We start from the raw sequence: 22349 nt of genomic DNA, 5'->3' as shown, positions 1-22349 counted from the left end.
CTAGAGGCTCCTCGAAACGAACAGCAGCAGCGTGCCCAGAAGGCCGAGCATGAGCGCAGCACCAAGGAAATCCGGCACGCGGAAGACGCGCATCTTCGCGATGCTGGTTTCGAACACGGCGAGCAGAACCGCGCCGATGCCGATTTTGGCGACATAGGCGACGGCGCCGATCAGATAGTCCGCAACGCCCGCGCCGGGCGCGGCAATGCCCAAGGGGATGAAAATGCAGCCGATCAGCGACAGGTAGAGCACCAGTTTCAGCGAGGACGCGAACTCAATCATCGCCAGATGACGCCCGGAATATTCCAGCACCATCGCTTCGTGCACCATGGTCAGTTCCAGGTGGGTCGCCGGGTTGTCGACCGGGATGCGGGCGTTTTCGGCAATCGCCACCATGATCAGCGCGACCAGGGCCATGCCGAGCGAAACGCGCAGGCCGACCTCCGGCGAACTCATCATCGCGGCAACGGTGGAAAGCTGGGTCGAACCGGCAACGAGCGCCAGGGAGAAGACCGTCAGCAGCATGGCCGGCTCGGCAAGCGAAGCAATCATCATCTCCCGGCTGGAACCGATGCCGCCGAAGCTGGTGCCGATATCCATGCCGGCAAGCGCGAGAAAGAACCGGCCGAAACCGAGCAGCGCGATGATGGCGATGAGATCGGCGGTCCAGCTGAACAGCAGACCGCCGCCGAAGGTCGGCACAAGCGCCGCCGCGACCCAGGTCGAGGCAAAGACCAGATAGGGCACGACGCGGAACAGCCACGAGGCGTTTTCCGCAAGCACGGCCTCCTTGCGCAATAGCCGGATCAGATCGCGGTAGGGCTGGATGACGGACGCACCCTGGCGACGGGTGAGCCGCGCCTTGATCTTGCGCACGAAGCCCGTCAGCAGCGGCGCCAGCAGCAGCACCACGGCCATCTGGAGACCCTGAATGAGGAGCGCGCGGATCAGGTCCATAGGGCAAGCACCAGAAGGAGGGAGACCAGGGCGAGGAAGACGAGGCTCAGGTATTGCCGGATGGTGAGGAACTGCAGACGGTTGAGCCGCACGGCAGCAAAGGCGATCCCGCCCGAAATTGGCGTGTAGATCCAGTCCCAGGCGAGATCGCGTACTTCCACGGTCAGCCGCGCGGCACGCAGATCGCCCGGCTGCGGCATGTCCACGGTTTCCCGCGCCCGGAACACCAGCGTGCCGAACACGCGGCGGACCGGCTGGGCGAAGCTGCTCGCCGAATACTGCGTCTGCGGCCGGGGATCGGGGAACCCGCAGTCCCATACGGCACTGCGCCGGATTCTGCGGGAAGCGAGATTATGGACAGTGAAGGCCGCGCCCCAGCCCGCGATGGCGATGAAGAGGAAGACTAGCAGGCCGTTATAGGAACTGCGAGCTTCCGCGATCGGTGCGATCGTCAGCCAGGGCAGATGCGCCTGCGAGGGAAGACTGCTGCCCACGAACGCTCGCGCGACCGGCGACAGCGCGTCGATGACGAAACCGGGCAGGACGCCGACGGCAAGGCACAGGGCCGCGAGCACGAACATCGCCGACAAGGAGAACCGGTCGACCTCATGGGCCCGGCCTGCGGCGTCGGAACGGGCCCGGCCCAGGAAGCTAATGCCGAAGGCCCGGACGAAACAGGCCGCTGCGAGCGCCGCCGACAGGGCGAGCAGTCCGCCGACGGCGGGCACAATGATCTTGAGCCCCCATTGGGGCAGTTCCGGGCTTTGCAGGATTGCCTGGAAGGTCAGCCATTCCGACACGAAGCCGTTCAAGGGCGGCAGGGCGGAAATCGCCACGCAGCCGACCAGGAAGGCGAAGCTCGTATAGGGCATGCGGTGGATCAGCCCGCCGAGCTTTTCCATGTCCCGCTCGCCGGTGGCGTTGATCACCGCCCCTGCCCCGAAGAACAGCAGGCTCTTGAAGATCGAATGGTTGAGGATGTGGAACAGGGCCGCGGTGAAGGCAAGTGCCGCCGCCAGGCCCATTCCGCCGGAGCGGAAGGCAAGCGCCAGCCCGAGGCTGACGAAGATCACGCCGATATTCTCGATGGTCGAACAGGCAAGCAGCCGCTTCAGGTCCGTTTCCATCAGCGCGTAGAGGATGCCGAGGGTCGCCGTGATCCCGCCGAGCATGATCAGCACCGCGCTCGACCACCAGGCGGGTTCACCCATAAGATCGAACACCACGCGGATAAAGCCGTAGATCGCCACCTTGGTCATAACGCCGCTCATCAGCGCCGAGACGTGGCTGGGTGCTGCCGGATGGGCGAGCGGCAGCCAGACATGCAGCGGCACCAGCCCCGCCTTGGACCCGGCGCCCAGCAGCATCAGGACGAAGACAATGGCGACCACCAGCGGTCCGTGCGGCATGGCGCGGATGGTGTCGAACCCGTAGCCGCCGGCAGGTCCCGCCAGCAGGCCGAAGGCAAGCAGCAGCGACAGGGTGCCGAAGCTTGCCATGACCAGATAGATGAAACCGGCGCGCAGGCTGGCTTCCGACCGGTGGTGCGACACGACCAGCGCCCAGGAGGCGAGCGACATGAACTCCCAGGAAAGCAGGAAGGCAAAGGCGTCATCGGCCAGGACGACCAGGTTCATGCCGGCGAGAAAGGCGGCGAAGAATGGCAGCACACGATGCGGAGCCTCTTCGTGGCGGCCATAACCAAGGGCGTAGAGGCTGGCCATGGCGCCACCGAAATTGACGACCAGGAGAAAAAGAGCCGACAGGGCGTCGAGCTTGAAACTGGCACCGATCCACGGAAGCCCGATCGGCAGGGTTGTTTTCAGGACGTTTCCTGGTGCCGAAATCAGATGAAGCGCCAGCATCACCAGCATGCCGGCAGAGACAATCAGCGTCGCCGTATAGACCAGATTGCTCGCGGCCGCCGAGCGGCCCAGCGCAACGGCTGCGACTGCCACGATCAGGAGGCCCGCAACGCCCCACAGAAAGAAGGAGACGTCAATCGTCGCCATGCCCTTCTCCCGAACCGTTCCCGGTCGCCGAAGCCGTCGCCGGATCGAAATCCGGCTTCAGACGGACGCCGCGACCGCCCTTGTCGCTGACAGTCCCCTCCCCGATCAGCTCGACACCGGCCTTTTCGAGACCCGCAATCAGCTTCATCAGCGAATCCACGTTGCCGCGAATGACAGATTCGCTTGCTTCCATGCGCTGAATGGTCGGCACCGACAGATTGGACAATTCAGCGAGCGTCCGCTGATCAATGCCGAGAAGCGCACGTGCGGCGCGCAATTGAGAAGCCGTGATCACTCGTATGCCTCTGATCGAGTATGAAACCTGACTATTAAGGCTATCAATATATCTTCAAAAGGATATTCGTCAATAAGTGATGTTTCAAACATCATTTTTAATGTTCAAGCTGACTTGGCAGAAGAATATGAAAACGCGGACGACCCCATTGGATCGTCCGCGCCTGTTTGAAATATGTGCCTGACGTAAGGAACCTCTCAAGACAGATAGACAATGCCTGTTCCAGAGGTTCAGTCGCTCGATCAGCTATGCGGCAAAGGTCTCTGTCGTGAAACCTGACGGCGTTTTTGCCAACCCGCTACATAGGTTTGAACAAACATGTAAAGTCCGGTCGCAAGCAGAGGTATGAGCGGAACAAGCGCCAGGAAACCGACCCAGTTCCCGACGGAAACCAGCCCTGACATGGCCGCAATGTTGAAAATCACCGCCACCGTAAAAGCAAGTGACAGCCACCGGTGAATTTGCCGAACCCGTGAATTCCAGTTCATTCGGTCCTCCTTTTGAAATGATACCGGCAGGTGTCAATCAATCCGTGACAAAACCTGCTCAAGCGCGTCAAGGAATCGCGGCCACCCGGCGTTGGCGCCGTGGAAGTAACGCGGCTGCAGATCCGGCTGGAAACCGACCTGTTCCATACGCAATAGGGTTCCGGAGGCCGTCGGTGTCAGGCTCCACGTGACGACACTCTTGAGGTCTCCGGCGTCCCAGGTGTAGGACAGCGTCCTGTTCGGCTCGACCGATCGCACTTCGCAGTCGATCGTTCCCCAGTCCGCACTCAGATCGAAACGATGCCCGACGACGGGTTTGAACCGGTTCTTCATGAGCCACTCCTCGATCAGGTGCGGTTGGGTCAGCGCCCGCCAGATCTTTTCCGGCGGATACGGCATTTCCCGTTCGACGACGACGGAACGGGCTTCGCTCGACACTTCGGTCATTGGTCCATCCTTTTGAGCAGATCTTCCAGATCGTCGAACCGGTTCTGCCAGAAGTCGGTCATCCGGCTGGTCCAGTCGATCAGAGGCGTCAGGGCGTCGGGACGTGCGGTGTAATGCGTTTGGCGCCCTTCGTGGCGGTCATGCACCAGTCCGGCCTGCTTGAGTACGCCGAGATGTTTCGAGACCGCCGGCTGCGAGACCCCAGCCCCGGCCGTCAGTGCCCCGACCGTCTGTTCACCGTCGCGGCACAAGCGTTCGAAAATCGCCCGCCGCGTGGGATCGGCAAGCGATCTGAAAAGAATATCGTGAGGCTGGGTTTGGGACTGGGACATGATTATTCATAACTCTCCGGCTATCAATCAAATTGATAACCATTGAGTTATGAATATGTCAAGCAGGAACCTAAAATTTCAATTCGGGCGCGTCAGCCTTGAACCCGGACCCGGTTGCGCAGCACGCCGATGCCCCCGACTTCCAGTTCGATCACGTCGCCGTCCTTCAGGAATTCGAACCGCTCCAGACCGCAGCCGTCGTTGACCGTGCCGGAACCGATGATTTCGCCCGGATGGAGAGTTTCGTCTTGGGAAATGAAGGCGATCATGTCGTCGAAGCCGTGGAGCATTGGCGCCATGGTGGTGTCGGTCACCACCCGGCCGTTGATCCGCGCCACGGTTTTCAGGCTCCTCGGATCGGGGATCTCGTCGCGGGTGACGATGACCGGGCCGAAGGCATTGCCCGCATCGAAGCTCTTGCCCTTGGCCGGGCCGAGCCAGCCGGCCATTTCCCGGATCTGCGCGTCCCGGGCAGAAAAGTCGTTGAAGATCGTGTAGCCGAAGACGTGGTCGAAAGCGTTTTCGCGCGCAATGTTCTTGCCACCCTTGCCGATGACGGCAGCGACTTCGAGCTCATAGTCCATGTAACGGGAATAGCGCGGCCACAGGACCTCGTCCTCCGGACCCGCAACCGAGAACCGGTTGGTGATGTAGAAGATCGGCTGTTTGCGGTAGATCTCCGCGACCTCCCCTTCCGCCTGCCCCGGATCGGGCTCACCCGCCAGTTCGGCCAAAAGGCGCTGCATACCGTTCGGAGCATTGGCGATATGGCGCGGAAAGGTCGAGGCGTCCCGGATCTGTGCCGGGCACGGCAGGGGTGCCAGCAGTCGCGCAGAATCCGGCGCCATCGCCGCCGCTGCCCGTTCCGCGGCGCGGGCCGCTTCGAGCCCCGCCTCCCCCGCCTCGATCAGCGCCTGCATGGAGGCCAGTCTCGGATCGCCGGTGGCGGCGAGATCGACCATGCAGCCAGGCGTCACCGCACCAAGACGCGGGCCGTTGCCGGCGTCGAATGTCGCAAGTTTCATCTCAATGTCCTCAATCGCGAATAAGCGCCACGGGGCGGCACCAGCCTGCGGACGCGGCCTTGATCTTCACCGGAAAGCACATGACCTCGAAGCCGGTTCCGGGAAGCTGCTCCAGGTTGGCGAGCTTCTCGATATGGCAGTAGCCGCGCACCATGCCCGCCCGGTGACCTTCCCAGATGAGGTCCGCATCGCCGGTCTCGGCGACCTTCTGGGCGGTGTAGACGAACGGCGCGTCCCAGCTCCAGGCATCGGTCCCGGTCACCCTCACGCCACGCTCGGTCAGATAAAGCGTCGCCTCCCGGCCCATGCCGCAGCCGCTCGGCACATACTCCGGCGTGCCGTAGACAGCAGACGCCGCCGTATTGACCAGGACGATATCTCCGGGCTTCAATTCGTGGCCGATCCGGTCGAGTTCGGTAGCCACTTCCTCGGCACTGACCACATGGCCGTCGGGCCGGTTCCGGAAATCGAGCTTCACCCCCGGTCCCATGCACCATTCCAGCGGCACCTCGTCGATGGTGATCGCCCGTTTTCCTCCGTCCATGGTGGAATGATAGTGATAAGGCGCGTCCAGGTGGGTGCCGTTGTGGGTGCTGATGGTGACCCGCTCCACGGCCCAGCCCTCGCCGCCCGGCAGCCGGTCCGGCGTCACGCCGGGAAAGAACTTCAGCATCTCCTCGGCCGTATCCTTGTGGCCGAAATATTCGATGCTCGGCGCCAGGCCCGGCGGGTCGGCGTAGGTGGTGTTTTCAAGCGGACGGGCGAGATCAATCAACCGCATTTTTTTAAACCTCTCAGATTAACGGCCAACAATGGCCAGCACGATTTCGGGAAACAGGATCACCAGGGTCAGGACCGTGGCCATGATGGCGGCGAAGGGGGCTGCCCCCTTGAAGACTTCGGCCAAGGTGACGCCGGTGTCCCTCAGGGTGGATTGCACGACGAAGACCGACAGGCCGAGCGGCGGGGTCAGGAGCCCGATCTCCACCGAGATCACGGTGACCAGACCGAAATGCACCGGGTCGATGCCGAGCTGCTGGGTGATCGGATAGGCGAGCGGCACGGTGATCAGCATGATCGACGAGCTGTCGAGCACCGTTCCCATGGCCGTCAGCAGCACGGCGAAGGCGAACAGGAAGCCGGTCGGGCCGACACCGGTGGAAACCGCCCAGTTGGTGATGGCCGCCGGCAGACCGGAAAAGCCGAGCATGCGCCCGTAGATCGAGGCGCCGATGATGAGGAAGCAGACGGCGGCCGTCACATGGCCCGTCTGCTGAGCAATCTTCCACCCGGACCTCACCCCGATCCGGCGCATGCCCATGCCGATGACGAGGGCTGCGGCAGCCCCGACAGCGCCAGCCTCGGTGGGCGTGAACACGCCCATGTAGATGCCGGCCAGAACGACGAAGGCGAGCGCTGCCACCGGAAGGATCAGCCAGGTGGGCGTGTGTTTCTCTTCCCGGTTCTCCTCCACCTGCTGCGAACCGAACAGATCCGGGCGAATCCAGCCGAGAACCGACAGATAGACGATATAGACAAGCGTCAGAAGCAGGCCCGGACCGATGCCACCGAGGAACAGATCGCCGACGGAACTGTCGGTCAGGATGGCGAACAGGATCAGAAGCAGCGATGGCGGGATCAGCATGCCGAGCACCGACGACCCGGCGACGACACCGACGGCCACGGACCGGTTGGTTCCGGCCCGCACCATTTCGGGCACCGCCACCCGGCTGAAGACGGCGGCCGATGCAATCGAAATCCCGGTGATCGCGGCAAAGATCGCGTTGGAGATCACCGTGGCGACACCCAGCCCGCCCCGCCAGCGGCGAAGCCCGCGCGCCACGATGGTGAACGTGTCCCGTCCAAGGCCTGCCTCGGCGACGGCCAGCCCCATCAGCACGAACAGCGGCACGACACCGAACGTGTAATCGGCGATGCTGTCGGTGGCGGCGAGCGCCACGAAATTGAAGGCGAGCACCAGCTTGCCGGTAATCGCCCAGACACCGAGCAGCGAAATCCCGGCAAGGGCGATGGCGACATGAACGCCGCTGTAGATGGTGACGGCAATCCCGACCAGAGACAAAAGCCCGACATAGATCGGATCCATCATTGCCCCCGCTGCATGCGTTTCGCGGCTCTTGCCGCTTCCAGCGCGAAGGAAAGCGCCAGCAGCAGCGACCCGAAGGTGACAATCACCAGGAAGGGCCAGACCGGCATCTGGAAATGCCCGGCAATGCCTTCCATTTCATCGCGCCGGAATGCGCGGGTGGCCTTCGGCCAGACCGCCCAGGCCAGCGCCAGGCTCATGGCGACGCCGCACAGCTGGGCACCGAGGTCCATGGCCGCCCCGAGACGCGGGCGGCGTTCGGAGACCAGGCCGAGAATGCCGTCGGAACGGATCATCTCGCCGCGCCGATGGGTATGGGAAATCTGCAGAAAGACGATGCCGACGATGGAAAATTTCACCATCTCGGGCACACCGGCAATCGGGTGCAGGAACAGGTTACGGCCGAGCACATCGCCAAGGATCAGCACCATGATCACGAGGATCCAGGCGGTGGCGGTGACATTCGCCGCCGCCATCACCCCGTCCGCAAGCCGGGTCAGCCGGCCGGGCTTGTCCCGCCCGGCCGTATCTTCAATTGGGACCCTTCCGGCCATTACTCGGCGGCCCAGTCGCGCGGCAGCTTCACGCCGGCCTCATGCAGCCGGGTCATGTAGGTCTTGACCACCTCGGTGCCCGGAAGGCCTTTGGCGTCCAGATCCTTTGCCCAGTTTGCCGCGATCGGCGGCAGCGCCTTGGCCCAGGCATCCCGTTCGGCTTCCGGCAGTTCGGATATTTTCGCCCCGCCCTCTTCCATCTTCTTGAAGGCGCCCGCGACACGCTGTTCCAGACCGCTGCGATAGGCGGTGGCAAAAGCCTGCACGCCTGCCTTCAGCGCGTCCTGGACTTGCCTAGGCTGGTCTTCGAACCAGCTCTTCTTCGCCACCAGGCCTCCGGCATATTGCGCCCCGAAATGGGTGCGGGTGACATAGGGCGCCACTTCCTGCAGCTTGGCCGCAGCCGCAGCCGTCGGGAACACGATCACCCCTTCGGCAACGCCGGTCTGAATGTCGTTGTAATAAGTGGTCAGGTTACCGGCGACACCGACGGCACCGGTGTTTTCCAGCCAGTTCACGGCCGGTCCGGGTGCATTGATCTTGCGGCCCTTCAGATCGGCGAGGCTGTTGACCGGGAACGTGGTCATCAGCAGATAATCTTCCAGACCGAAGCCTCCGCCGAGATATTCAAGATCCAGATCCTCCCAGAGCTTGCGCATCGCCGGGATGTCCTCGTGCATCCGGTCGACCGTGGTGAGCACAAGATCCACATTGTCCGACCCGAAGGGCGTGACATAGGTGATGTTCTGCAGCGAAAGCAACGACGGCTCGAACAGGCTTGCCACGATGCCGATCTGGGCAAGGCCGTCCTCGAGGGCTTCCGCCTCTCCGCCCACCTTGGCGAGCGTGCCGCCATAGGCTTCCGTCCAGTCGATCTTGTAATCGGTGCCTTCCAGCGCCTTGTTGACCGCCGGAATATAGCTTTCCGACAGGGTCTTCACCCACAGGAATACCGGCGGGTGGCCGGCCACGGCAGTTACGTCGATGGTCTCGGCGCGTGCGCTGAGCGGCAATGCGGACAGGACCAGCGCGGCAAGACCGCCGCGCAGCATGGTTTTCAAATTCATTTTTAAACTCCTCCATTGCGCGGAAGGCAAACTTCCGGCAGGCTCCTCCAAGCCACAAGGAAACTATTTGGACGTTCGTATAAAATGTCAAGAGTGCCGCCTCCGTCAAATTCAGCGCCCCCCATCGAAAGCGATGGAACGGACCGCGCCGTCACGGACAAGCGCATCCTGCGCGGAGAGGCAACGCGCGACCGGGTGCTGGACGCCGCCGAGCGCTGTTTCGCCGCCGACGGTTTCGATGCGGTCTCCATCCGCCAGATTGCGGCCGAGGCGGAAGTGACCCTTGGCGTCGTCGGTTTCCACAGCAAATCGAAGCGGGAATTGTTCCGAACGGTGCTGGCACGCCGGGTGGAGCCATTGAACATCGCCCGGCGCGAACGGCTCGCCGCCCTGATGGCATCCAAAGAAGGCCTGACCGTCCATGGCCTGGTGGACGCCTACCTCACCCCCTACCTGGAATATGCCTCCGGCGGCGATCCGCAATGGCGCGCCTATGCGGCGCTGATTGCTCGCATTGTCTCCGACGACCGCTACTACCGGGAGGTGCGCGACCTCTACGATCCGGTCGCCCTGGAATACATGGAAGCCTTCGAAACGCTCTACCCGAACGCCGCAAAGAAAGACCTGGCGACACTCCTGACCCTGACCGTCTCCAGTCTGCTCTCCATCGTCGCCAGCCGCGAACGCATCAGCGGCCTCTCCCACGAAGCGATCCCGTCGACGCCGCTCGATTACCGTACCGTGCTGGTCGATTTCTGCGCCGGCGGGATCGAGCGGGCGTTGGCCGGCGGATAAACCGCTTCACCGAATAAATCGCTGTCCCCGGTCAGGCAAATTTCCGGCGTGCGGCGGCAATCGATGCGGGTTCCGCAGCGCTTTCCGGTGTGTAGGCGTCCTGGACGCCGGTACCGAGCGCCGTCGTGACCGGCACGACCCCGGCCCACAGGCCAAGCGCGTGGTCTTCTTCGTCATCCACCGGCGGGCCTGTACGCACCTTCGCACTGGCATGGTCGATATCGAGCGCCACGACCCCGGTCGCCTTGCGTTCCTGAGCGTTCATCGGGCGGATTTCGGCGGTACGGCCCGGCAGCAGGTGGTCGGTGATCGCCTCCAGTGCCGCATCGTATTCCTCCCCTTCCACATGACGCGCGGTGCCATGGACCACGGCGGAACGGTAGTTGACCGAATGATGCATCCCGGACCGCGCCGCGACAATGCCGGTCAGTTGCGTGACGGTCATACACATCGGCACCGCGTCGAGCCGCGCGACCCGGGTCTTGGATGCGCCGTGCAGGTAGAGCGTGCGGCCCACCCTTGCATAGGCCATCGGAATCACCATGGGACGGCCGTCGGCGACAAAACCCACATGGCCGACAAGCCCGGTATCGAGGATGCCGTGGATCGTCTCCTCATCGTAGCGGGCGCGTTTCGGCTGTCGGGCGCGGACGTAGGCGGGTAATGTCCTGGTCTCGGTTTCAGGCGGCACGGAGAACTCCATCGGGTTGACTTTCGCCCCTGATAACCGGCTTACTGGTCCGCTCCGATATCCAGTTTATCAAAAAATGACCAGACCAGTTACGCTCGCCGCCCTCACCTCTCCCGATCCGGCCAAGCCCGATCCCATGCCGGTGCAGATCCACCGCGACCTGCTCGCCGCGATCCGCGACGGGCGGCTGCCGGAGGGCGTGCGCCTGCCGTCGAGCCGGATTGCTGCGCAAGGCCTTGGAGTATCGCGCGCCACAGTGAACACGGCCTACGACCTGTTGCGATCCGAAGGCGTACTCACGATCCGACCGGGTGCCGCCCCGGAGGTGATCGCTCCGCAGGTGCTCAGCGCCCGTCCGAAACAGGCAGCTCCGCCGGCCCTGTCGGAACGCGGCCGGAACCTGTCCACCGACCCGCGTGCAGCGAGCTACATCGCCGAGCGTGGCGTGATGCATCCCGGAGCCCCGGCGGAAAGCCTGTTTCCTGCCGACGAATGGGCACAGGCCTTGCGCCGTGCCGCCCGGCAGCGCCATGGCGACCTTGCCAATTACAACGCCCCCTTCGGCCTGCCCGCTTTGCGGCAGGTTCTGGCCGAGCGGCTGGCAACCGACCGCGGGCTGTGGATCGATCCGGACCAGATCCTGATCACCACCGGCACGCAAGCATCGCTGGCGCTGGTCGCCCAGGTGATGACCGATCCGGGCGAGACGGTCGCCATGGAAGACCCCGGCTTCATGGGCGCGCGCGCCGCCTTCCTCGGCGCCGGACTTGAGATCGCCCCGGTTCCCTTGGACGAACACGGTCTCCAACCCGGACATGTGCCGACCGATGCGCGCCTGATCTACGTCACCCCGTCCAACCAGTATCCGCTCGGCTACCGTCTGTCCCTGCCCCGGCGGCTGGAGCTTCTGGAGCACGCGCAGGCACAGGATGCGCTGGTGATCGAGGATGACTATGACAGCGAGTTCCTGTGGCGCGGCCGGGAGATCGCGGCTCTTGCCGCCCACAGCGAGGGTGGCGGGGTCGTCTATCTGGGCACGGCGGCCAAGGTGCTGATGCCCGCCCTCAGAATCGGATGGATGGTGGTGCCGGAGGCCCTGATCGGGCCCATGCGCGCCGCTCAACGCAATCTCGGTCTGATGGCCAATCTCCATGCCCAGATCGCCCTTTCGGAGATGATGCGCTCCGGCCGTTACCGCGCCCATTTGCGCCGCATCGCTCGCGCCTACGAGGCTCGGGGCAACGCGCTTGCCGCCACGCTCGGTCCGATTGAAGGGATTGAGGTCCATCCGCCTGACGGCGGCGTGCAGCTGACGGTCCGGTTCCACGACGACCGTGACGAGGTCTTGGCCCTCACCGCGCTTGCCGAAGCCGGTTTCCGCCCGGCCCGCCTGTCCGCCTATTGCCTTGGCGAACCGCTCAATGGTCTGATTGTCGGCTTCGCGGATGCCACCCCGGACCGCATCGCCCGCTTCGCCGAGGTGCTTGACGAGGCGATGGGCTAACGTCCCCTCACCTGAAACGCCTGCCGGTATTGCCTCGGCGTCATGCCGGTGCGGCGTTTGAAGGCGCGCTCGAAGGCGGTCTGGTCGGAGTAGCTGAGCTCAAAAGCGATCTGGGCCAGCGGATGCGACGTGTCGGCGAGTGCGTGGCGCGCGACCCGAAAACGACAATCGTCCAGGAGGGCAGAGAAACGCACGCCTTCCTCGCTCAAATGCCGGTGCAGGCTGCGCCGGGACAGGCCGAGATCCCGGGCAATCGCTTCCTGATCGACGATGCCGGTTTCCAGTCCTGTGTAAATGGCGGTCCGGGTCCGGTCGACCAGGGAATTGGACCGATAGGCTTCCGCCAGCCACCGGGTCAGGGTATCCAGCGCCCGCCTGTGACGCGAGGCGTCGTCACGCGGCATCGGCAGGTTCAGGACGGCTTCCGGAAAACTCAGCGCATTGGTTTCGCAATCGAACTGGCAGGCACTCCCCGTCACCTCGCCCCAACTGGACAGGCTGCGCGCGGGCTCATGCTCGAAGCAGATCAGGTCCGGGCTCCAGTCCTCTCCCGCGCCCCTGCGGATAAGCTGGGTCAGCACCGACAGGGTGAATTCCGCGTCCTGGCGGCGCGGCCAGATATCAGGATTGAGGATGCGGTAGGTCAGCGTCACGACCCCGTCTTCAACCGTCAGACGCAAGTCGGTCTCGCTTTGGATCACCCTCAGGAACCGTTCGAAAGTACGCAGGGCGCTTCCGACCGTCGGCGCCGACAGGAGCGCATTGCCCAGTTCGCCCAGATCCGTCAGATCCAGAAGCGGCCCGGACTGCCAGCCGATGCCGGGCACGCCCAGCGCCGAAGCGCCCTGTTCATAAATCCGGACGAAGGCTGTGAGCGGAATTTCAACCTGGGGGCTCTTCCAGGCACCCGCCGGAACGCCGTACTGGTGGCCTAAAACGGCCGGTTCCAGCCCTTTTTCCACCAGCATGTTCTGAAGCCCACGGAGGGCTCCTGATATAATGGTCGCATCCGTAGACAAGGCTTTCGTCCACTCCGAAATCCCGACTTCTCCGGCCTGCCGAAGAAAAGTTCATGCCTAAAGATTAAGTAGATCAAATCTTCTTGATGCGCGCAATCGGCCAAGCCTTCATTTGGGGGTGACACTGAAATTTGGCCGAAATTGTCGAGAACGGTCCGAAACACCCCCTCTTAATGACAGGGCAGAGAGATCCGGGATGACACCGTGAAAACGCGGGCACCTGGACGAGGGGAAAAATTTGGCAGCCTGCTTCGATGTGGCAGTTGCCGGCGGAGGACCTGCCGGCGCGTTCGCAGCGCGTGAACTGGCGCGTGCCGGGATCAGGACCATCCTGATCGATCCGGCCACCACCCGTCCGCGCCTTGAGGGCCTGGGCGAACGGGTCGCCCATATCCTGAGACAAAAAGAACTTGAAGACGCCTTGCAGGCCGCGAGCGCGCCCATGCGCCGGTCTGTCCGATGGGCGGGGCTGAACGAAACGGCCAACGGCGAACGCCTGGTGCGCCGCCACGACTTCGACGCAGCCCTGCGCAAGGCGGCACTTGAAGCAGGCGTAGCAGTCCGCACGACGCGCCTGCGCCGGATTGAGCAAGCCGATCTTGAAACCGGCGTCGCCCTGAGCCTTGCCGACGGCGAGACGATCACCGCCCGGCTGTTGATCGATGCGCGCGGCCGGCAGGCTCCTTCGGCTAATCGTCAAAAAGGCCCGAAAACACTTGCCATCGCCGGTCGCCTGTCCGGACCCGTGCCGCATTCCGGAACCCATGTGGAAGCAACACCGCAAGGGTGGACCTGGTCTGCGGCTGAACCGGATTTCGGTCCCTGGCTGCAGATCTGCATCGACGCTGACGATCTGTCCGGCGCCGGTCAGGCCGCCCTTGCAGAACGCATGCGGGCTTTCCTTGCCCAAACGCAGTTCGACAACCGCTTTGACGCCTGTGGTTTCGAAGGGGACCTGCTCGCCCGTCCCGCCGGTCTTGTCCTGTCGGCGCCCGAACTGCCCCTGCCCGTCCTTCCCATCGGCGACGCCGCCGTTGCCATCGATCCGCTTTCCGGGCACGGCCTGTTCTGGGCGATCTCCTCCGCGCTTGCCGCCGTTCCCAGCGTAACGACGCTTCTCGAGGGTGGAGATCCGGATCTCGCCACCCGGTTCTACCGTCACCGGGTGGTCGGCACGTTCTGGCGTCAGGCGAGAATCGGCCGGGACTTCTACCGGCTGGAGACGGATCTCGCCGTCCATCCCTTCTGGGCCGCCCGCGCCGCATGGCCTGACAACGAACCCGCCCACGCAACAGCCGGCGACATACGCCTGGTGCAGCGCGTGATCGTGGACGGCAACCGTCTACGGGAACGCGAGGTGCTGATCACGCCGCAGGATCCGGAAGGCGTCGCCTTCGTCTGCGGCCTGCCCGTTTCCGACCTTCTCGACCTTTCGCGGACCGGGTCAGCCCCGGCCGAGGCCCTTCGCTGGCTTGAAAGCCGCGGTCTTCCGTCCGGCCTGCCGGACCAACCACAAAAAGCAACTGAAAACCAAACCAGAATGAGGGAAACAGCATGATGAAACGACTGCGAAAGGGGCATCTCGCCGGCCTGGCCGGGGTGCTGCTTCTGATGTCGGTCCCGGCACAGGCGCAGGACGGCGCCAAACTGCTGGAGGAAAATTGCAGCGGCTGCCACGCGGCCGACGACAGCGGGGCCCTGAGCCGCATCGACGGCCAGCGCAAGACGCCGGAAGGCTGGCTGATGACCATTGTGCGCATGCGGCTGTTCCATGGCATGGAAATCGATCCGCAAGTGCAGAGCGAGCTGGTCCATTATCTCGCCGACACCCAAGGCCTCGCTCCGTCCGAGGCAGAGGACTTCCGCTATATACTCGAGCGTCAGCCGAATGCTGTGGAAGTGACCGAAGCACCGCTCGCCGAAATGTGCGCCCGCTGCCATTCGGCCGCCCGCGTCGGCCTGCAGCGGCGCACGAAAGACGAATGGGACATGCACATCGACTTCCATGTCGGCCAGTGGCCGACACTGGAATACCAGGCGCTTGCCCGCGACCGCGAATGGCTGAAGATCGCCCGCGAGGAAGTCGTGCCCTTGCTGGCGGAAAAATATCCGTTTGAAACGGATGCCTGGACCGCCTGGGAAAAGGCGGACAAGCCGTCCGCGACCGGTTCCTGGGTTTTCACAACGCGCCTGCCCGCCAAGGGCGAGGCCTATGGCACGCTAGAGGTTTCCGGCGACGCCCAGCCCTATTCGGTCTCCGGCACACTGATGACCGCAAGCGGCGAGGAACTGTCCGTTTCCGGCAAGCTCAACGTCTATACCGGCTACGAATGGCGTGCCAATCTGACAATCGGCGACACCGCCTACCGTCAGGTACTCGCGATGTCCGAAGACGGTGCGAGCCTCTCCGGCCGCCAGTTCCTGCATGCTGAAGACAGCCTGGGCGGCACCTTCAAGGCGGTGAAGGCCGGCGGCAAACCGGCAATTGCCGGCGTGGTCCCCTCCACGCTTCCGGCAGGCGGTAGCGGTACGGTCCAGGTGGTCGGCACCGGGCTCGACGGCGTAGCCCTTTCCGGCGCGCTCGATGCCTCCGGCGGCACGACCAATGCCTATGGCGCCGCCATCGACGTAAGCCCGGCAGCGGGCACCGACGGCGCGGTGTCCGTTGCCTCCGGCGACGCCAAGGCGGACGATGCCCTTGCCGTCTACAGCCACATCGACAGCCTCAAGGTCGAACCGGCCTTCGCGCTTGCCCGTGTCGGCGGTGGCGGCGGCTCCGCCGGCAAGGTTCCGGCCCGTTTCGATGCCGTCGGCTACTGGAACGGTGCGGACGGCCAGCCGGGCACGGACGACGACGTGCGCATCGGCGTGGTTCCCGCCTCCTGGTCGGTCGCTCCTTTCAACGAGGAAGCCGAAACCCTGAAGGACGTGGAATTCGCGGGAGAGATGGACGAAAGCCTCGGCATCTTCATGCCGGCCGTCGCCGGTCCCAATCCGAAACGTCCCTTCTCCACCAACAACGCCGGCAATCTGAAGGTTCTGGCCAAGAGCGGTGAGGCGTCCGGCGAAGGACAGCTCATCGTCACGGTCCAGCGCTGGAACGATCCGCCGATCCGATAAGGGAGGGACTGCACCATGGGTTATCTTTTCTACCAGCCGCAGAACGCGCACCGTGTCGAGGTCGACGGACGGCACCTGCTGTTCCACATTCCGACCACCTCGCTGTTCGAGATCGACCGTCTCGACAATGATGTGATCGACCTCTTCGCCGACCGCACAAGGGTGAGCGAGGCGGATGTGCGCGAACGTTTCGAGGGCCGGGCCGATCCGGATCTCGTGACGGAGCGCATCCGTTCCCTGCTCGACCTCGACATCGTCACCGACGGCCGCCCGCCCCGGGCGGAACGGCCGCCGGTCCACATCGAAAACTTCCCGCTGACGACGATCGTTTTGAACGTCAACACGGGCTGCAACCTGTCCTGCACCTACTGCTACAAGGAGGATCTGGACACGCCGTCCAAGGGCCGGCGCATGGGGTTGGAGACGGCGAAACGCTCCATCGAGCTTCTGCTGACCGAAAGCCCCGACCGGGACAGCTACAACGTGGTGTTCTTCGGCGGCGAGCCGTTGAGCAATATCGCGCTGATCCGCGATGTGGTCGCCTATGCCGAGGAGCGTTTCGGCGCGCTTGGCAAGCGGGTCGACTTCACGCTGACCACCAACGCGACGCTGCTCACCGAGGAAATCGTCGACTGGCTGAACGCGCACCGTTTCGGCCTCACGGTCTCCATGGACGGCCCGAAGGCGTTGCACGATCTCAACCGCAAGACCGTCGGCGGCAAGGGCACCTATGAGGTGGTCGCTGCCAAGACAAGGATGCTTCTGGAACGCTACACCTCCCGCCCCGTGGGTGGACGGGTAACGCTGACCCGTGGCGTCACGCAGGTCTACGAGATCTGGGATCACCTGAAAAACGAGATCGGCTTCCATGAAGTCGGCTTCTCGCCGGTGACCTCGGGTCCGGTCGCGCCGTTCAACCTGACCGGCGACGAACTGGTGACCGTGTTCGACGAGATGAAACAACTCGGCCGGCATTACCGTGACGAAGCACTGAAGGGCCGCAACATCGGCTTTTCCAACATGCACCAGCTCATGACCGACCTTTACGAGGGCCGGTCGAAGGCCCTGCCCTGCGGGGCGGGAGTGGGCATGCTGGCCGTCGACCACGAAGGCAGCCTCAATCTCTGCCACCGTTTCACGGGCTCCGACATGGACACCTACGGCACCGTGGATGACGGCATCGAAAAGCAGAAGCTCGCTCGTTTCATCGAGGATCGGGCAGACCGCACCGACAAGGGCTGCTCCACCTGCCGCATCCGCAACATCTGCGCGGGCGGCTGCTACCACGAGAGCTACGCCCACTTTTCCGATCCGCTGAAACCGACCTACCACTACTGCGATTTGATGCGCGACTGGGTCGACTTCGGCATCGGCGTCTACGGCGACCTGATCGCCGGCGCGCCGGCCTATTTCACAGATCATATCATGCCGCGGAGGGCATACGGCAAATGAAGAACTTGAAGCCCCTGAACCAGAAAGCCGAACGCGTCGTCAAGGCGGCCGAAACCGACAACATGGACGAGGTCCGGGCGATGCAGACCATCGTTGCCGGTTGCGCCTCGACCCTCGATCCGGGCTGGGAGGTCGACCCGTTCGGCGGCGTCGCCGCCCTGTGCCAGCCGATGGAGGCCGATCTTTACGGCTGCTCCGACCCGTGCTGGTGGCCGGCCCAGGTGCCGGACACGATCAACTCCTACAAGGACTGGAACGCGGATGCCGACAACGCCGGCAAGGACTGGCGCAACCTCGGCACGGTCTTCCCGTCCGACAGCGAAACCTGATTGGCGCGAGCCTGAATTTTCGGAGAACTCTGATGCGAAACCTGATCGCAACCACGGCGGCGCTTTGCCTGGGCCTGACGGCCCTGCCCGCACTCGCCAAGGACCTCATCGTCACGGTCGCCAAGCCCGACCGGCTTTATGTCATCGACGCCAAGGCCCGGTCGATCCAGACCGACTGCAAGCTCGATTTCAACCTGATCCCCGGCGTCATCGTCATGTCGCCGGACAACACGATCGCTTATGTGCTCGCCGACCGTTGGGAAAACGTCTACGGCATCGAGCTTGCCAGCTGTAAGACGGTGTTCGCGGCCCATCAGTCCGAAGGCGACATCCGCCGCAAGACCGTTGCCTCGCTCGCCGTCTCAAAGGACGGCAAGGAACTTTACACAGTGCGTAACCCGGTGAAAATCCTCGCGGACCGCTACGAGATCATGGAGCCGGAACTGGCGGTCTATGACACCTCCGCCGGCATGGACGCCAAGCCGGCGCGCACCTTCCCGGTCCCGCGCCGGATGACGGTGATGGCGACCGACCGCAAAGGTACGCTCTATGCCGCCGGTCACGAGATTTACGCCATCGACCCGAAGACCGGCGAAACCACGGTCAAGATCCCCAATGCCTCGTGGGACCGCCCGACCTATTCTCCGCCGGACGTGCTCGCCTTCTGGCCGATCGGCTCCCAGGCCGACGAATTCCTGCTTCTCTATTCGGCGGCGAAATTCACCGACGAAACCCAGAACGAACTGGCCGATTTCGTCTGGGGCTACGAGACCGTCGACCTGACCACAGGCGAAAGCAAGATCGAGGACTTCGCCAGCTTCGAGGTGATCATGTTCTCCGCCGTTCGCGATCCCAACGACAAGAACAACCTCTACGGGGTCTACACCCAGCTTTCCAAGCATGACCTTGCCACCAAGGAACTGGTCAAGCGGGTCGACCTGCCGCACACCTACTACTGCATCAACATCTCGTCCGACGGGAAGGAGCTTTATGTGGGCGGCACCAACGACGACATCGGAGTCTACGATGCCGATACGCTGGAACGCATCGGCGAAATCCTCCTGCCGTCGGGCGGCGACATGGCCGCAGGCACGATGCACGTGATCAGCACGGGGAGTTGAAGCGTAACTGCCCCGCCTGCTGTTCCGGCCAACGCAAGTGAGGTCAGGGACAGCAGGCGGAGTTCGGGCACTGCCCAAGAGTTCCCTCTCCCATGGGGAGAGGGTTAGGGTGAGGTACGAACCGGTATGATTGGTAACAGTTCTATCCGGGAGGATGGGTAACAGGTCAGACTTATCCCGAACGAAGGAGGTTCGGATACGGAAAGTTTGCGCCCCCTCACCCGGAGCTTCGCTCCGACCTCTCCCCATGGGAGAGGTACTTGGAATTGTGCCGCAAGGTTCCGTTACCGTCTCAAAGAGAGAAGGTCGCTTAAGCAGCGGCATTCGCTAGCACACCTGCCGGAGACAAAAGGAGACTGAATGAGGCAAGCCGCGACAGCAGCTCCTGCGGAAACGAAAGCCAAAGCATCGCCCCCACATCCGCTTCTGCATGTCGTGCTGGAACGCCTGTTCGGCGTGCGCGAGGCTCTGTGGCTTGCGCCGCTTGTCCAGCCCTATCGCGGACCACTTGCAGCGCTCTTCGGCCTGTCCCTGGTTACCGCCGGAACTGCACTGATCCCGCCGTGGCTGACCAAACTCGTCATCGACCAGGGCCTGATGGCTCACGATAAACAGGCGCTGATCACCTTTGCCATTGCCCTGTTCGTGGTCGGGCTTGCGGCCCTGGCGCTCGGCGCCGTCAATTCCCTGCTTCACCTGCGCTTTTCCGCAAGGCTTCTGGCCGATCTGCGCCGGGCGGCTGTGGCCCGCATCCTGGCGCAATCGCCGCGCTGGCAGGCACGGCAGAAGATCGGCGAGCTTATGAGCCGGCTCGACGGCGATGCCGGCGAGGTGCAGCAATTCACCTTCGCCGCTCTGGTCAACGGCGGCGGCAGCCTGCTGAGGCTGATCGGGGGACTGGTGATGCTGTTCGTTCTGGCACCGAAGCTTGCCGTTCTGGCCCTGGTGCTGGCACCGGTGGAACTGATCTTCTTCGCCAAGGCCCGTCCGGTCACCCACGAAAAGGCCCGCGACGTGCGCAAGGCCCGCGGCGAACTTGCTTCAGGTCTGGCGGAGACCATCACCGGCCTGGGCGCGCTGCGGGCCCTCAACGCAACGCAGGTTGCTTCGGATAAGATCGAGCAGCGCCAACAGGGACTGATTGCGGCCCTCCTGTCGGCACAGGTGTGGAACGAGGTCACCCGCGCCGTTCCCATGGTCCTGACCGCGGTCCTGCGCGGCACGGTGTTTCTGGTCGGCGGCCTTGCGGTCATCGACGGCACCATGGAGCTCGGCTCGCTGATCGCCTTCACAGCCTATCTCGGCTTTCTTATCGGGCCGATGCAATCGCTGATCTCACTCTGGCACGGCCAGGCACGCATGAAGGCCGCCCTCGACCGGCTCGACGAGATCATGAGCGCCAATCCGGACGTCTGCGATCCGCCCTCGCCCCTGCCTCTGCCGGATGGTGGCGGAGAATTGGTATTGACCGGTGTCTCCTATGCGCCTGCCGGCAAGGAAACGCTTTTTGAGGACGTCAGCCTCACCATCCCCGCCGGCAGCAAGCTCCGCCTGTCCGGACCTTCCGGGATCGGCAAGTCGTCCCTCCTGAGCCTGCTGCAACGCCATGACGATCCGGGCGCCGGTGCAATCCTGCTCAACGGCATCGATCTGCGCCGTCTGAGCCTGAGCGATATCCGCACCGCCGTCGCTCTGGTCCCGCAGAAGGGCCATGTCTTTTCGGGCACTCTTTCCGACAACCTGCGCCTCGGGTCACCCGAAGCGAATGAAAAACAGATGCTGGACATCCTGCGCCTCGTCGAACTGGACGAGCGGCTCGGTATCCACACCGGATCGCCGATATATAACGTCGCAGCAGCTCCGCAAACACCCGTCTCCCCCCTTGAGGGGGAGATGTCACCAAAGGTGACAGAGGGGGGTGGGCCACACCCCCGGGCAGGCACCGCATCCCCCCCTCTGTCGGCTGCGCCGACATCTCCCCCTCAAGGGGGGAGACGGGAGCAAGCGGCACCGGTCCCGCATTCATACAGCCACGAGGAACCCGACTCCGGTCTCGATACCTGGCTGGGCGAAGGCGGCCTGAATCTCTCCGGCGGCGAGCGTCAGCGCCTGTGTCTGGCCCGCGCCCTGTTGCAGCCGTTCAGGGTGCTGATCCTCGACGAAAGCCTGTCAGAAATCGACGCCAACCGTATCAGCCGGATCATGAAAGCTATCGACACCCGCTTTGCCGACCGCACAAGGATCGTCGTTACGCATGGCGAAACCGAGCGCTACGGAGCCTTTGACGAAGAAATCGACCTTGCGACCTTTGGAGGACAGAAGTCTTGATCCGGATCGGCCTCATCGACGGCGCTCTGCCGGACGCACGCGCGGATCTGTTTGATCAAATACGGCTTTGCGAAGCCGACGGCTCCCCGGCCGCCGAAAACCACGCCGGAGCCATGGCTGATACGATCCGGGCGCAGGCCGGCGAGGTTCACTTCGTCAATGCGGTGGTGTTTCCGGGGCGTCTGGCGACCTCGGTTGCGACCGTTTGCGCCGCGCTCGACTGGCTTGTCGAAAATCCGCCGGAAATCGTGCTCTGCTCCTTCGGCATGGCTCTACCGTCTGTCGAACTCACCGCAAAGACGCATGCGCTCCTGCAGGCACGCAGCCTGATCGTCGCCTCCGCGCCGGCCCGCGGCGAGCCGGTCTATCCGGCCGCGATCGACGGGGTCGTCTCCGTCCAGGGCGACGCGCGTTGCCTGCCGGGAGAGCTGTCCCGCCTCGATCTGCCCCAGGCTACTTATGGCGCTTGTCCAGCCGCGACCTGTAATCCCGATATCCGCGGTGCCAGTGTCGCCGCCGCCCATATGGCGGGACTTTTGGCGAAGCACTGGCGGGGAACGGCGGACAACACGCTTGCCGCACTTGAGACTGCCATCCGTTACCATGGCCGCGAGCGACGGACAGGTTGAGGATACCGGCTCCTTAAAAGCACAAACAGCGGGCCCCAAACAGTCGATTTAGGGCCCGCCTGTCAGGATTGGCAAAT

22 protein-coding genes are annotated in these 22349 nt (G+C 63.7%); 9 read left to right on the top strand and 13 right to left on the bottom strand.

From position 1 onward, the window contains the following. The 11 genes from ACN0SO_RS23810 to ACN0SO_RS23760 form a co-directional block, all read right to left on the bottom strand. A complete protein-coding gene (locus tag ACN0SO_RS23810; protein ID WP_417681806.1) occupies positions 1-957 on the bottom strand; it encodes a respiratory chain complex I subunit 1 family protein in 957 nt (318 codons plus the stop codon). Next, positions 948-2969: a hydrogenase 4 subunit B gene (gene hyfB / locus ACN0SO_RS23805; protein ID WP_417681804.1), complete on the bottom strand. Its 2022-nt coding sequence runs from the start codon at positions 2967-2969 to the stop codon at positions 948-950. The genes ACN0SO_RS23810 and hyfB overlap by 10 nt, the downstream gene beginning before the upstream one ends. Continuing rightward, positions 2956-3264, bottom strand: coding sequence for a helix-turn-helix domain-containing protein (locus tag ACN0SO_RS23800; RefSeq protein WP_417681802.1), 309 nt, complete (start codon positions 3262-3264; stop codon positions 2956-2958). Before ACN0SO_RS23800 ends, hyfB begins: the two co-directional genes overlap by 14 nt. Before the next feature lie 242 nt (positions 3265-3506). Then, the gene (locus tag ACN0SO_RS23795) at positions 3507-3752 is read right to left on the bottom strand and encodes a hypothetical protein (RefSeq protein ID WP_417681800.1); all 246 of its coding nucleotides are present in this window, start codon (positions 3750-3752) and stop codon (positions 3507-3509) included. Positions 3753-3785: 33 nt separating this feature from the next. Further along, on the bottom strand, positions 3786-4199 hold the full coding sequence (locus tag ACN0SO_RS23790) for an SRPBCC family protein (RefSeq protein ID WP_417681798.1): 414 nt from the start codon (positions 4197-4199) through the stop codon (positions 3786-3788). After that, positions 4196-4531, bottom strand: coding sequence for an ArsR/SmtB family transcription factor (locus ACN0SO_RS23785; RefSeq protein WP_417681796.1), 336 nt, complete (start codon positions 4529-4531; stop codon positions 4196-4198). Before ACN0SO_RS23785 ends, ACN0SO_RS23790 begins: the two co-directional genes overlap by 4 nt. 92 nt (positions 4532-4623) lie before the next feature. Continuing rightward, positions 4624-5556 carry a fumarylacetoacetate hydrolase family protein gene (locus ACN0SO_RS23780; protein WP_417681794.1) on the bottom strand — a complete coding sequence of 311 codons (933 nt, stop codon included), beginning with the start codon at positions 5554-5556 and terminating at the stop codon, positions 4624-4626. A 10-nt stretch (positions 5557-5566) separates the two neighbouring features. Next, positions 5567-6337, bottom strand: a complete 771-nt coding sequence (locus ACN0SO_RS23775) for a cyclase family protein (protein ID WP_417681792.1) — start codon at positions 6335-6337, stop codon at positions 5567-5569. 18 nt (positions 6338-6355) lie between these two features. Beyond that, a complete protein-coding gene (locus tag ACN0SO_RS23770) occupies positions 6356-7663 on the bottom strand; it encodes a TRAP transporter large permease (protein ID WP_417681790.1) in 1308 nt (435 codons plus the stop codon). Further along, positions 7663-8217: a TRAP transporter small permease subunit gene (locus ACN0SO_RS23765; RefSeq protein WP_417681788.1), complete on the bottom strand. Its 555-nt coding sequence runs from the start codon at positions 8215-8217 to the stop codon at positions 7663-7665. The genes ACN0SO_RS23770 and ACN0SO_RS23765 overlap by 1 nt, the downstream gene beginning before the upstream one ends. Continuing rightward, positions 8217-9284: a C4-dicarboxylate TRAP transporter substrate-binding protein gene (locus tag ACN0SO_RS23760; protein WP_417681786.1), complete on the bottom strand. Its 1068-nt coding sequence runs from the start codon at positions 9282-9284 to the stop codon at positions 8217-8219. The genes ACN0SO_RS23765 and ACN0SO_RS23760 overlap by 1 nt, the downstream gene beginning before the upstream one ends. An 84-nt stretch (positions 9285-9368) precedes the next feature. Between ACN0SO_RS23760 and ACN0SO_RS23755 the strand changes: the two genes are divergently transcribed. Next, positions 9369-10079, top strand: coding sequence for a TetR/AcrR family transcriptional regulator (locus ACN0SO_RS23755; protein ID WP_417681784.1), 711 nt, complete (start codon positions 9369-9371; stop codon positions 10077-10079). Positions 10080-10110: 31 nt separating this feature from the next. Here the strand turns inward: ACN0SO_RS23755 and ACN0SO_RS23750 are convergent, their stop codons facing one another. Beyond that, the gene (locus tag ACN0SO_RS23750; protein WP_417681782.1) at positions 10111-10770 is read right to left on the bottom strand and encodes a pyridoxamine 5'-phosphate oxidase family protein; all 660 of its coding nucleotides are present in this window, start codon (positions 10768-10770) and stop codon (positions 10111-10113) included. 76 nt (positions 10771-10846) lie between these two features. On the opposite strand from ACN0SO_RS23750, the gene ACN0SO_RS23745 reads away from it, so the two are divergent. Beyond that, on the top strand, positions 10847-12274 hold the full coding sequence (locus ACN0SO_RS23745; RefSeq protein ID WP_417681781.1) for a PLP-dependent aminotransferase family protein: 1428 nt from the start codon (positions 10847-10849) through the stop codon (positions 12272-12274). Here the strand turns inward: ACN0SO_RS23745 and ACN0SO_RS23740 are convergent. Then, positions 12271-13242: an AraC family transcriptional regulator gene (locus ACN0SO_RS23740; RefSeq protein ID WP_417681779.1), complete on the bottom strand. Its 972-nt coding sequence runs from the start codon at positions 13240-13242 to the stop codon at positions 12271-12273. The two genes, ACN0SO_RS23745 and ACN0SO_RS23740, sit on opposite strands and share 4 nt — an antisense overlap. A 289-nt stretch (positions 13243-13531) precedes the next feature. Here ACN0SO_RS23740 and ACN0SO_RS23735 point away from each other — a divergent pair, with 289 nt between their 5' ends. The 7 genes from ACN0SO_RS23735 (at position 13532) to ACN0SO_RS23705 (ending at position 22272) form a co-directional block, all read left to right on the top strand. Beyond that, complete coding sequence (locus tag ACN0SO_RS23735) at positions 13532-14851, top strand: NAD(P)/FAD-dependent oxidoreductase (protein ID WP_417681777.1); 1320 nt, start codon at positions 13532-13534, stop codon at positions 14849-14851. Then, positions 14851-16413 carry a quinohemoprotein amine dehydrogenase subunit alpha gene (peaA, locus tag ACN0SO_RS23730; protein WP_417681775.1) on the top strand — a complete coding sequence of 521 codons (1563 nt, stop codon included), beginning with the start codon at positions 14851-14853 and terminating at the stop codon, positions 16411-16413. Before ACN0SO_RS23735 ends, peaA begins: the two co-directional genes overlap by 1 nt. 15 nt (positions 16414-16428) lie before the next feature. Continuing rightward, the gene (gene peaB, locus ACN0SO_RS23725; RefSeq protein ID WP_417681773.1) at positions 16429-17865 is read left to right on the top strand and encodes a quinohemoprotein amine dehydrogenase maturation protein; all 1437 of its coding nucleotides are present in this window, start codon (positions 16429-16431) and stop codon (positions 17863-17865) included. Beyond that, positions 17862-18194 (top strand): quinohemoprotein amine dehydrogenase subunit gamma, encoded by a 333-nt coding sequence (qhpC, locus tag ACN0SO_RS23720; RefSeq protein ID WP_417681771.1) that lies wholly within the window; start codon positions 17862-17864, stop codon positions 18192-18194. Before peaB ends, qhpC begins: the two co-directional genes overlap by 4 nt. A 32-nt stretch (positions 18195-18226) precedes the next feature. Then, a complete protein-coding gene (gene peaD / locus ACN0SO_RS23715) occupies positions 18227-19315 on the top strand; it encodes a quinohemoprotein amine dehydrogenase subunit beta (protein WP_417681769.1) in 1089 nt (362 codons plus the stop codon). 360 nt (positions 19316-19675) lie between these two features. Continuing rightward, a complete protein-coding gene (locus ACN0SO_RS23710; protein ID WP_417681767.1) occupies positions 19676-21643 on the top strand; it encodes an ABC transporter ATP-binding protein in 1968 nt (655 codons plus the stop codon). After that, positions 21640-22272, top strand: a complete 633-nt coding sequence (locus ACN0SO_RS23705) for a hypothetical protein (protein WP_417681765.1) — start codon at positions 21640-21642, stop codon at positions 22270-22272. Before ACN0SO_RS23710 ends, ACN0SO_RS23705 begins: the two co-directional genes overlap by 4 nt. Positions 22273-22349: the final 77 nt, after the last annotated feature.

The organism is Roseibium sp., assembly GCF_048260565.1.
GTDB lineage: Bacteria > Pseudomonadota > Alphaproteobacteria > Rhizobiales > Stappiaceae > Roseibium.
The sequence above is the reverse complement of the archived record's forward strand: the minus strand, read 5'-3'. Positions and strand labels throughout refer to the sequence as shown.